This is a genomic window from Allosphingosinicella sp. (assembly GCF_035626655.1).
Classification (GTDB): Bacteria; Pseudomonadota; Alphaproteobacteria; order Sphingomonadales; family Sphingomonadaceae; genus Allosphingosinicella.
Map to the genome: position 1 here is coordinate 60,914 of NZ_DASPNF010000006.1, position 10,167 is coordinate 71,080.

The window sequence follows — 10,167 nt, forward strand, 5'->3', positions numbered from 1 at the left end:
GCATATTTTCCGATGTTTCACGCGCCTGTAGCCACGGACGACCAGCAGGAACCCGAAGCGCCGGCGGGCGCGTCGGCGCCAGTCACATTCGACGCCGGCAATGAGCGGCTGCGCGCCGCCCATCTGCACAACGGCCAGGTCGAGGCGCGCGCCCTGTTCGCGCCGTTTTTCGCAGTCACCGCCGTCGCCGCCTCGCTGATCGTCGGCTGGGCGATGTACGGCTCGGTCGAGACGACCTGGGTGGTCGGCTGGGTCGCCCTGGTCGCCTTCGCCAACTGGGTGTCGTGCCGCAGCGCCCTGGTCGCCGCGCGCCGCGGCGCCAGCCGCACCGTGCGCCCCCGCTCCAAATGGTTCGCCATCGCCGAGGCGGTGGGCCTGGCCGGGCTCTGGGCGGCGCTGCCGACCTGGGCCTTCGCCACCCAGTCGCCGAACGTGCAGATGGTGATCGGTGGCGCCATGGCGGCAATGATCTCCACCGCGATCGCGCTCGCCGCGATTCCGGCCGCCGCCGTCGCCTGGATCGCGACCTTCACCGGCGCCTTCTGCCTCTCTTACTATATCGGCGGCAGCACGCTCGATCCGAAGCTCACCCTGACCTTCGCCCTGCTCGCCGGCACCGGCGCGTTCAGCGTCGCCCGGCTGACCCGCTGGATTTTCGGCCAGCTCAAGGGCCTCGCCAAGACCCGCTCCGAGGCGGAGGCGATCCGCTCGCTGCTCAACGAATATGAGCATCGCGGAGTCGGCTGGCTCTGGCAGGTCGATGCCGAGAATCGCGTCGCCTACATCTCCTCCCGGATGACCGCCCTGCTCGGCCGCTCGACGACCCAGCTGGTCGGCCATTCGTTGCCCGCCGCGCTGGGCGGCAGCAGCGCGCTCGGCCGTATCCTCCTCTCCCGCCAGCCCTTCACCAATCTGGAGATGGAGCTGGCAACCCGCCGCGGCACGCGCTGGATCAGCCTGTCGGGCGATCCCATCATCGACGTGACCGGCCAGTTCCAAGGCTTCCGCGGCGTCGGCCAGGACGTGACCGACGTCCGCCGCACGCAGGAGCGACTGACCAATCTGGCCAATATGGACGTGCTCTCGGGCCTGCCCAACCGCGGCCGCGTCCGCCAGCTGCTCGGCGAGGCCCTGTCCGGCTCGGCCGGCGGCGAGAGCCCCTGCGCGATCCTGTTCCTCGACCTGGACGGCTTCAAGCCGGTCAACGACACGTTCGGCCATCCCAAGGGCGATGCGGTGCTGAAGAGCGTCGCCCAGCGGCTCGTCAAGGAGACCGGACCATTCGGCCAGGTCGGGCGGATGGGCGGCGACGAATTCGCGATCGTGATCAAGGACGCGCAGAGCCGGCACCAGGTGGAGGATCTGGCCGAGCGGCTGATCGCCGCGATCGCCGAACCCTTCCACATCGACAAGGTCGAGATAAGGATCGGCGTCTCCATCGGCTGCGCCTTCGGCCCGGTCGACGGGCAGAGCGTCGACGACCTCATCCAGAAGGCCGACCTCGCGCTCTACCAGGCCAAGAATCAGGGCCGCGGTACCTGCTGCTTCTTCAACGCGGACATGCAGAACGAGGCCGAGGACCGCCTCCGGCTTGAGCAGGACATGCGGATCGGCGTCAAGGCGCGGCAGTTCCACCTGCTCTACCAGCCGCTGATCAACGCCGCCGACCAGAGCCTGGTCGGCTTCGAGGCCCTGATCCGCTGGCATCACCCGACCCGCGGGATCGTGCCCCCCATCCAGTTCATCCCGCTTGCCGAGGAATCCGGGATCATCATGGAGCTCGGCGAATGGGTGATCGAGGAGGCTTGCCGCGCCGCGGCCTGCTGGCCCGAGAACATCTCGGTCGCGATCAACGTCTCGGCCAAGCAGCTCATCTTCCCGGCCCTGCCCAACACGATCAACGACGCGATCCGCCGCAACCGGCTGCAGCCCAACCGGCTGGAGCTGGAGGTGACCGAATCGGTGTTCATGGGCGACAGCGCCAATGCGATCGAGGTGCTGAAGCGGCTGCGCGCCCTCGGCGTCTCGATGGCCCTCGACGATTTCGGGACGGGCTATTCCTCGCTCGGCTATCTGAACAAGGCGGTGTTCCACAAGCTCAAGATCGACGGCAGCTTCGTGCGCGAGGCCGGAATCAACAAGGAGACGGTCGCGATCATCCAGTCGATCGTCCAGCTCGCCAAGAGCTTCCGGATGACCGTCACCGCCGAGGGCGTGGAGACGGCCGACGATTTCACGCGGATGCGCGACCTCGGCTGCCACCAGATCCAGGGCTATCTGTTCGGCCGGCCGATGAGCTTCGAGAAGGCCAGCGAGCTGGTCCTGGGATCGCAGCGCAGCAGGATGAGCGCCTGACCCCTTCCGGGTCATCCCGGCAGAAGCCGGGACCTGTGAACGCCCTTTTGCGGGATGGATGAAGGCGTCTGCGCTTCCAATTCCCGGGATCGCGTTCAGGGTCGGCTCTCGCCGGGATGACTCGGCGGGGGAACTGACCTAATTTCCCCGAAAAGGGGGACTGCCCATGAGCCTGATCCTGCTCGCCGCCCTGGCCGCGGCACCGTCCAGCAGCTACACGCCGCTCGACCTCGACGCCTGCGAGATCGTGACGGTCGCCCATGCCGGCGAGGGTGACTGGGTGAACCGGCGCTGCCGGGGCTTGGGCGGCATCACCCTGTTCGTCAACGAGGACGACGCCCGCTTCGACCTCGATGCCGGGATCGACAATGGCGAATGGGAATCGCCGGCCCAGCTCAACGAGCTCGGGCCGCAGCTGGAATGGCGGCGCGAAGGGGGGCGGGCCTTTGCGGTGATCTACCGCTACACGATCCCCGAGGCGCTGCCGGGCGGCCGCTCCATGCTGGCGGTGGAATCGATCGGCCGCCGCGGCCGGCCGGGCTGCCTGGTGGCATTGCTGCTGGCGACCCCGAACGCCAATGCCCGGGCCCGGCAGATCGCGGATACGAGGGCCCGGTCCTTCCGCTGCGGGCGCGACCGGAGAATTACGGATCAAACCGACTAGCGCGTGGCGGGCAGCACCCGGTCGAGCAGAATCTCGAAGGCGATGTCGCTCTGCCGCGGATCGCGATAGAGGCCGGCGGTAAGCACCATGACCATATCCATTTCGGGCATCACCACGATCCGCTGCCCGCCATAGCCGATCGCCGCTGAATAAGGCAGGTTGCGCTCGCCGAGCCGTGCCGTTCCGAGATACCATTGATAGCCGTAGCGCTGCAGGCCGAGCGGGCGGTCCGCGATCCGGACCTGGGGCGAAAGCGAGGCGCTGACCCAGGATTCGGGCACGATCTGCCGGCCGTTCCAGCGGCCGCGCTGGAGATAGAGCTGCCCAATTCGCGCCATGTCGCGGGGCAACAGGCGCAGCCCCGAAGCGGCGATCGCCTTGCCATCCGGATAGCGGAGCCATTCGTGGCGGCGGATTCCGAGCGGGCGGAAGAGCGTGCGCTCGGCATAGCGTTCGACGTCCATGCCCGTCACTCGCTCGATGATGGAGACGAGCAACTGGGTATTGCCGCCATTATAGGTCCATCTCTGTCCAGGCGCCGCCGCAATCGGGCGCTCGAGTATGTACCGGAGTCGGTTGGGGGCAGCGTCCATGGCCGTCTCGCTGTTCGCTGGATCGCCATAAGGACGGGAGCTTTCATTCCATTCGAAGCCTGAACTCATCGCCAGGACATGGCGCACGCGAATGGCGAGGCGCTCGGGCGTCCTGAGATCTGCGAATTCCGGAAAGTGGTCGAGCACCGGGGCATCGAGGTTCGGAATGCGTCCTTCGGCAACGGCGATGCCGAAGAGGATCGACACTATGCTCTTCGTCACCGAGCGGCAGTCATGGAGAACGTTTGGACCGAAGACGACATTGCCGGCGGCAGTGCCACGCCGCTCGTCGGGCCCGCTGAAATATTGCTCCCAGGCGATGCGCCCGTGGCGCATCACCACCACAGAATGGATGTTGGAGTATCTCCCAGCCCGGATGTCGCGGGCCAGGGCAGCAAGCATGCTGCGATCGAGATCCCCGTTTGGGGCAACAGGCAATGCCCGCTGCGCCACTGCAGGTCCGGGCGCGCCGAGGACCAGCAGAGCTGCCCAAACCCCTCCCTTGACCACCATCACCTCCCTTTTATGCTACATATGTAGCATGAAGGAGAGACCGGGGAAAGGGGCGGATCAGGCGCCAGGCCGCGCCACCGCGAAGCCACCGAAATCCTGGTTCACCGGCATCAGCTCGAGTGTGTTGATGTTGAGGTGCGGCGGCAAAGTGGCCACCCAGTGGACGGTCCTCGCGATATCCTCGGCGGTCATCGGCTCGACGCCGGCATAGAGCCGGTCCGAGGCCTCCTGGTCCCAGCCGTTGCGCACGAGGGTGAATTCCGTCTCCGCCATGCCCGGCTCGATCGAGGTGACGCGTACGCCGGTGCCGTGCAGGTCGGCGCGCAGGCAGAGCGAGAATTCGCGGACGAAGGCCTTGCTGCCGCCGTAAACCGCGCCGCCGCGATAGGGATAGGAGGCCGCGACCGAGGAGATGTTGATCACCGCCCCCTTGCGCGCGATCAGCCCGGGCAGAAGCAGCCGGGTCAGCTGCACGAGGCCGGAAATGTTGGTCTCGATCACCTGCGCCAGCGGCCCCCATTCGGCCTCCTGCAGCGGCGTCAGCGGCGAGGCGAGGCCGGCATTGTTGAGCAGGAGGTCGACCGCATCCATTTCCGCCGCGAAGGCCTCGACCGCCGCGAGGTCGCGCATGTCGAGCCGGACGGGGCGGAAGCCGGCGCCCAGCTCCCCGGCCAGGGCGTCGAGGCGTTCCTGGCGGCGGCCGGTGCCGATCACCTGCCAGCCGTCGGCGACGAACAGGCGGGCGGCCGCCTCGCCGAAGCCGGAGGTCGCGCCGGTGATGAGTGCCTTCTTCGTCATGGCCGACTCCTGATACCAAAATCAGGCCGGCCATGTCGGCTGGCGCGCGATTGCGCAAGCACCGGGCGGACGTTGCATCTCCCGAATGCAACGTCCCCTCCCGTGCGGAGCGGGAGGGGAACGCGCTCGCCCCGGACTGCTTCAGGGCGAAGGGGGACGGTTCAGTCGGTCAGCGGTTGACGCCGAGGCCGTCATTGTCATTGGCCTGCAGGGCGTCCCATTCCGCCTGGGTCCGGCAGATGCGGCGGCGGATGCGGGAATCGCTGAGCCGGTCGGCGACGCAGACGCGGCGGTTCTGATCGCCGGCGCGGGTGCGCTGCTGCTGGGTGGGCTGGGCGGACTCGGAGCCGCTCTGGTTCGCTTCCTGGCTGGCCGGGGAGAAATCGGCCTGGGCGGCGGCGGGAGGAGCGGCGGCGCACATAACGGCGGCAACGCCGGAAATCAGCATCTTACGCATGGGGACTATCCTCTTACTCGCGTTGTACTCTCGCGCCGCCTCGCCCCCGTGGCCGCGCAGGCACCGTCTTACCGTAATAAGACAGCGCGGGCATTGACCGGACTTGCTAAATTTGTAGCACCTTCAATCGGTTCGTCTCAGCGGGAGCGCGGCTTGGCGCGCGTCGTGGGGGTCGCAGTGGCGGGATCCTCGGGCCAGGGATGCCTGGGATAGCGGCCGCGCATCTCCTTCGCGACCCCGGCCCAGCTGCCGCGCCAGAAGCCCGGCAGGTCGCGAGTCGTCTGGATCGGGCGGCCGGCGGGCGAGGTGAGGCTCAGCACGAGCGGCACGCGGCCGTCGGCGACGGCGGGATGGGCGGCGAGGCCGAACAGGGCCTGGACGCGCGTCTCGACGGTCGGGCCGGCCTCGGCCGCATAGTCGATCGGGTGGCGGCTTCCGGCCGGCGTCTCGAAATGGCCGGGCGCGAGCCGGTCCACCGCCTTGCGGCCGGCCCAGCCGAGCAGGGCGTCGAGCGTGCCGGAAAGGGCGCCGGGCTCGATCTCGCCGAGGCGGCGCTTTCCGGCCAGGAGCATGGGAAGCCAGTCGCCGAGCGCAGCCAGCAGCGCCTCGTCGGAGAGATCGGCGATGGCGGGGTCGAAGCGGCGGGCGAAGGCCGCGCGGGTGCGAAGCGCGCTCGCCGCCTCGCTCCAGGGCAGGAGGCCGAGGCCGTGGCTGCGCACGCCGTCGAGCAGGGCGGCCTCGACCGCCGCCGGATCGGCGCGGCTGTCCTGCCCGCCCGACAGTCGGATGGCGCCGAGATGGCGGCCGTGCGAGGCGCGGACGCCGCCCGTAGCGGGATCGAAGGCGACCTGGGTCCCTGTGGCAATGCGGGCCGCGAACAGGCTCTCGACCATCGCCTGGCCGATCGGCGCCGCGGAGAGAATGCGCGCGCCCGAAGCGGCTCCGCCCACCTCGGCGACGGCGAGCCAGGCCTCGCGCGCGAGCGGCGAGGCGGGATCGAGCCGGAAGCCGCGGCCGCCGGCGCTGAGCCAGTCGGCACCCGTGGCGTCACGGCGTCTGGAGAGGCGGTCGGGGAAAGCGAGGGCGATGGAGGCCCCGACAATGTGCTCCTGCGAAGGCAGGAGCGCTGCGGGATTATCGGCCAGCGCTCCGGCCTTCGCCGGAGCACGAAGGAGGCTGCGCCACCGTTTTGCCAGCCCCCGCGCAGCCTCGGCCCGTTTGCCTTTCTCTCCGCGCCAGCGGCGGAGGCGGAGCTCCAGGTCCGCATCCTGACCGCCCAGGCCTCGTTCGGAGAGCAGGACGGCGATCTCCGCAGCGGTCCCGCCCCAGCCGCGCGCTTCCGCCTCGATCAGCATATGGGCGAGGCGCGGCGGCAGCGGCAGCTCGGCGATCGCGCGGCCATGGGCGGTCGGGCGGCCCTGCTCGTCGAGCGCGCCGAGGCTGGCGAGGCGGCGGCGCGCCTCCTCGACCGCGGCGGCGGGCGGGGGATCGAGCCAGGCGAGGTCGCGCGGGTCGGCGACGCCCCAGAGCGCGCAGCCGAGCAGCAGGGCCGAGAGGTCGGCCTCCAGGATTTCCGGCGGGTCGAAGCGCGGCAGCGCCTGCGTCGCCGCTTCCTCCCAGAGCCGGTAGACGCGCCCCGGCCCCTGCCGCCCGGCGCGGCCGGCGCGCTGGGTCACCGCCGCCTGGCTGGCGCGCTCGGTGACGAGGCGGGTGAGCCCCGCCGCGCGGTCGTAGCGCGGCCGGCGGGCGAGGCCGGAATCGACGACGATGCGGACGCCGTCCAAAGTCAGGCTGGTCTCGGCGATGGCGGTGGCGAGCACCACCTTGCGGCGGCCGGCGGGCGACGGCGCGATGGCGGCGCGCTGGTCGCGAGGATCGAGACTGCCGTGCAGGCGGTACAGGTCGACGTCCGCGGGCAGCGCGCCCAGCCGCTCGGCGGTGCGCTCGATCTCGGCGACGCCGGGCAGGAAAGCGAGCAGGCTCCCCTCCCCTTCCGCCAGCGCGCGCCGGATCGCGGGCGCCATCTCGTCCTCGATCCTTTTCTCGGCGGCGCGGCCGAGATGGACGAGCGCGATCGGAAAGGCGCGGCCCTCGCTCTCGATCACCGGCGCATCGCCCATGAGGACGCCGTAGCGGCCGCCGTCGAGCGTTGCCGACATCGCGACCAGCCGGAGGTCGGGGCGGAGCGCGGCCTGCGCGTCCAGCGCCAAAGCGAGGCCGAAATCGCTGTCGAGGCTGCGCTCGTGCACCTCGTCGAACAGCACGGCGGACACTCCGGCCAGCTCGGGATCGGCCTGGATGCGCTTCAGGAAGATGCCCTCGGTCAGGACCGTGATCCGCGTCCTGGCCGAGCGCTTCGCGTCGAGCCGGGTCGCATAGCCGATCGTGCCGCCGACGGGCTCGCCCGCCAGCTCCGCCATCCGCTCCGCCGCCGCCCGCGCGGCAAGCCGGCGGGGCGAGAGCAGCAGGATCTCCCCCGTGCACCAAGGCTCGCCGAGCAAAGCCGGCGCCACCGCCGTCGTCTTGCCTGCGCCAGGCGGCGCGACCAGCACGGCAGCGCTGCCCGCGCGCAAGGCGGCGAGCAGGTCCGGGAGGACGGCGTGGATCGGGAGCGCGAGCATGGCGGAGGCGGTCTACCGGGGTTCGGGCGTGCCGTCATCGCCTCCGTCGCTTCGCTTCCAGGCTCCGGCGAAGGCCGGAGCGCTGCGCGGCAGGCCTCAGTTGGCGGCCACCGCTCCGGCCTTCGCCGGAGCACATCGACGGCAGGGATTTCCAGGTGCGCGCCCGGATCAGAGCGTGCGCAATTGCCAGTCCGGGCCGGTCCAGTAGATTTCTGTGAACGGTCCGCGCGCCAGCGAGACGTGGGCCGGCGGTTGGCCCATCCCCGCCGCCATGGCTCAGTAAGCCCGCGCCACCGCGAACTCGACGGCCTCGACCAGCGCCGCCTTGGCCCGCCCGGCCGCGAAGGGCCCGAGCGCGTCGATCGCGCGCTGGCCGAACAGGCGGGCGCGGTTCAGCGTGTCGTCGAGCGCGCCGGAGCTGCGGAGCAGGAGGGTGGCCTCATCGAGATCGGCATCGCTCGCGCGCTCCCCGGCCATGGCCGCCCGCCAGAAGGCGCGCTCGCTGTCCGTGCCGCGCGCGTAGGCGAGGATCACCGGCAGGGTGACCTTGCCGTCGCGGAAATCATCGCCCACGCCCTTGCCCATCGTCTCGGCGTCCGACGCATAGTCGATCGCGTCGTCGATCAGCTGGAAGGCGATGCCGAGGTTGCGGCCATAGGCGTCAAGCGCGCGCTCGGCGGCCTCGCCGCGCTCCGCAACCACGGCGGAGATCCGGCAGGCGGCGGCGAACAGGGCCGCGGTCTTGGCCTGGATGATCTCCAGATAATGGTCCTCGCCGGTCTCGACGCGGCGCTGGGCGGTGAGCTGGTCGACCTCGCCCTCCGCGATCACGCTGGAGGCGCGGGAGAGGATCCTCAGCACCTTGAGGCTGCCGTCCTCGACCATCAATTCGAAGCTGCGCGAGAAGAGGAAGTCGCCGACCAGCACGCTCGCCGGATTGCCCCAGATGATGTTGGCGGTGCGCTTGCCGCGCCTGAGGCCGGAGCCGTCGACCACGTCGTCGTGCAGCAGTGTCGCGGTGTGGATGAACTCGACCGCGGCGGCGAGCTTGTGGTGGCGGGTGCCCGAATAATCGAGCAGGGCCGCGCTCGCCAGGGTCAGCATCGGCCGCATCCGCTTGCCGCCGCCGGCGATCAGATGGCCGGCCAGCTCGGGGATCAGGGCGACCTCGCTCTGCATCCGCTCGAGGATGACGGCGTTCACATGATTGAGGTCGGCCGCCACGAGCTGCATCATCGGCTCGAGCGAGGGGGTGCGGTTCGGCACCAGCTGGACGATGTCGGCGCTCATTTCGCGGGCGATGTGCGCCCGAGGACGGGCAAAGGCAAGAGGGGCCAAGCTCCTCCCCGTCCCGGGGAGGAATTACCCCGAGGCCGGCAGCTTCAGCCTTGCGAGCAGGCCGCCCAAATCCTCGCTTTCCTCCAGCACGACAGTGCCGCCATAGATCTGGGCGACGTCGCGGACGATGGCGAGGCCGAGGCCGGTGCCGGGCTTGCCGGTGTCGAGCCGGGCGCCGCGGTCGAAGATCGAGACGCGTTCCTCCTCGGGAATGCCGCGGCCGTCATCCTCCACCTCGATCTCGACCATGTCGTCCGCCTTGCTGACCGTCACGAACACCCGGCCGCCGCCATATTTGGCGGCGTTCTCGACGAGGTTGCCGAGCATTTCGTCGAGGTCCTGCCGCTCGACCCGCACTTGCGCCTGGTGGTCGCCGGCGATGTCGATGGTGACGTTCTCGTGGAGCCGGTCGACGGCGCGCTGAACCGCTTCGAGGCTTTCCCAGACCGTGGCGCGCGCTTGCGCGGACGCCCGGCGCCCGATGGCCCGGGCGCGGGCGAGGTGGTGGTCGACCTGGCGGCGCATGACGGCGGATTCGCGGATGACCGTGTCGTCCAGGTCAGGGGAATCGGCGGTCGCCGCATTGGTGATCACCGTCAGCGGAGTCTTCAGAGCGTGGGCGAGATTGCCGGCGTGCCGCCGCGCTTCCTCGGCCTGGTCCTCGCTGTGGGCGAGCAGCTGGTTGATCTCCTCGGTCAGCGGCCGGATCTCGCTCGGAAAGTCCTGGCCGATGCGGGTCTTCTCGCCCGAGCGGATCGACGACACTTCGCGGCGCACCCGCCGCAGCGGCCACAGCCCGTACACGGTCTGCAGGGCGGCGAGGATCAG

8 protein-coding genes are annotated in these 10,167 nt (G+C 70.1%); 2 read left to right on the forward strand and 6 right to left on the reverse strand.

The features are described from left to right. Window positions 1-12 precede the first annotated feature (12 nt). Window positions 13-2,355, forward strand: coding sequence for a putative bifunctional diguanylate cyclase/phosphodiesterase (locus VEC11_RS06330; protein WP_464129794.1), 2,343 nt, complete (start codon window positions 13-15; stop codon window positions 2,353-2,355). Window positions 2,356-2,521: 166 nt separating this feature from the next. Next, window positions 2,522-3,019 (forward strand): hypothetical protein, encoded by a 498-nt coding sequence (locus tag VEC11_RS06335; RefSeq protein ID WP_464129795.1) that lies wholly within the window; start codon window positions 2,522-2,524, stop codon window positions 3,017-3,019. Here the strand turns inward: VEC11_RS06335 and VEC11_RS06340 are convergent. The 6 genes from VEC11_RS06340 to VEC11_RS06365 form a co-directional block, all read right to left on the reverse strand. Further along, window positions 3,016-4,014 (reverse strand): serine hydrolase domain-containing protein, encoded by a 999-nt coding sequence (locus tag VEC11_RS06340; protein ID WP_464129796.1) that lies wholly within the window; start codon window positions 4,012-4,014, stop codon window positions 3,016-3,018. The two genes, VEC11_RS06335 and VEC11_RS06340, sit on opposite strands and share 4 nt — an antisense overlap. A gap of 168 nt (window positions 4,015-4,182) precedes the next feature. Next, entirely contained in the window at window positions 4,183-4,923 is a 741-nt protein-coding gene (locus VEC11_RS06345) for an SDR family NAD(P)-dependent oxidoreductase (protein WP_464129797.1), read from the reverse strand. Between the two features lie 169 nt (window positions 4,924-5,092). Then, on the reverse strand, window positions 5,093-5,380 hold the full coding sequence (locus tag VEC11_RS06350; protein WP_464129798.1) for a hypothetical protein: 288 nt from the start codon (window positions 5,378-5,380) through the stop codon (window positions 5,093-5,095). Window positions 5,381-5,517: 137 nt separating this feature from the next. After that, window positions 5,518-8,001: an ATP-dependent helicase HrpB gene (hrpB, locus tag VEC11_RS06355; protein ID WP_464129799.1), complete on the reverse strand. Its 2,484-nt coding sequence runs from the start codon at window positions 7,999-8,001 to the stop codon at window positions 5,518-5,520. Window positions 8,002-8,277: 276 nt separating this feature from the next. Continuing rightward, window positions 8,278-9,291, reverse strand: a complete 1,014-nt coding sequence (locus VEC11_RS06360) for a polyprenyl synthetase family protein (RefSeq protein WP_464129800.1) — start codon at window positions 9,289-9,291, stop codon at window positions 8,278-8,280. A 72-nt stretch (window positions 9,292-9,363) separates the two neighbouring features. Then, window positions 9,364-10,167 (reverse strand): sensor histidine kinase (locus VEC11_RS06365; protein ID WP_464129801.1); only part of this gene is annotated, 804 nt, incomplete at its 5' end.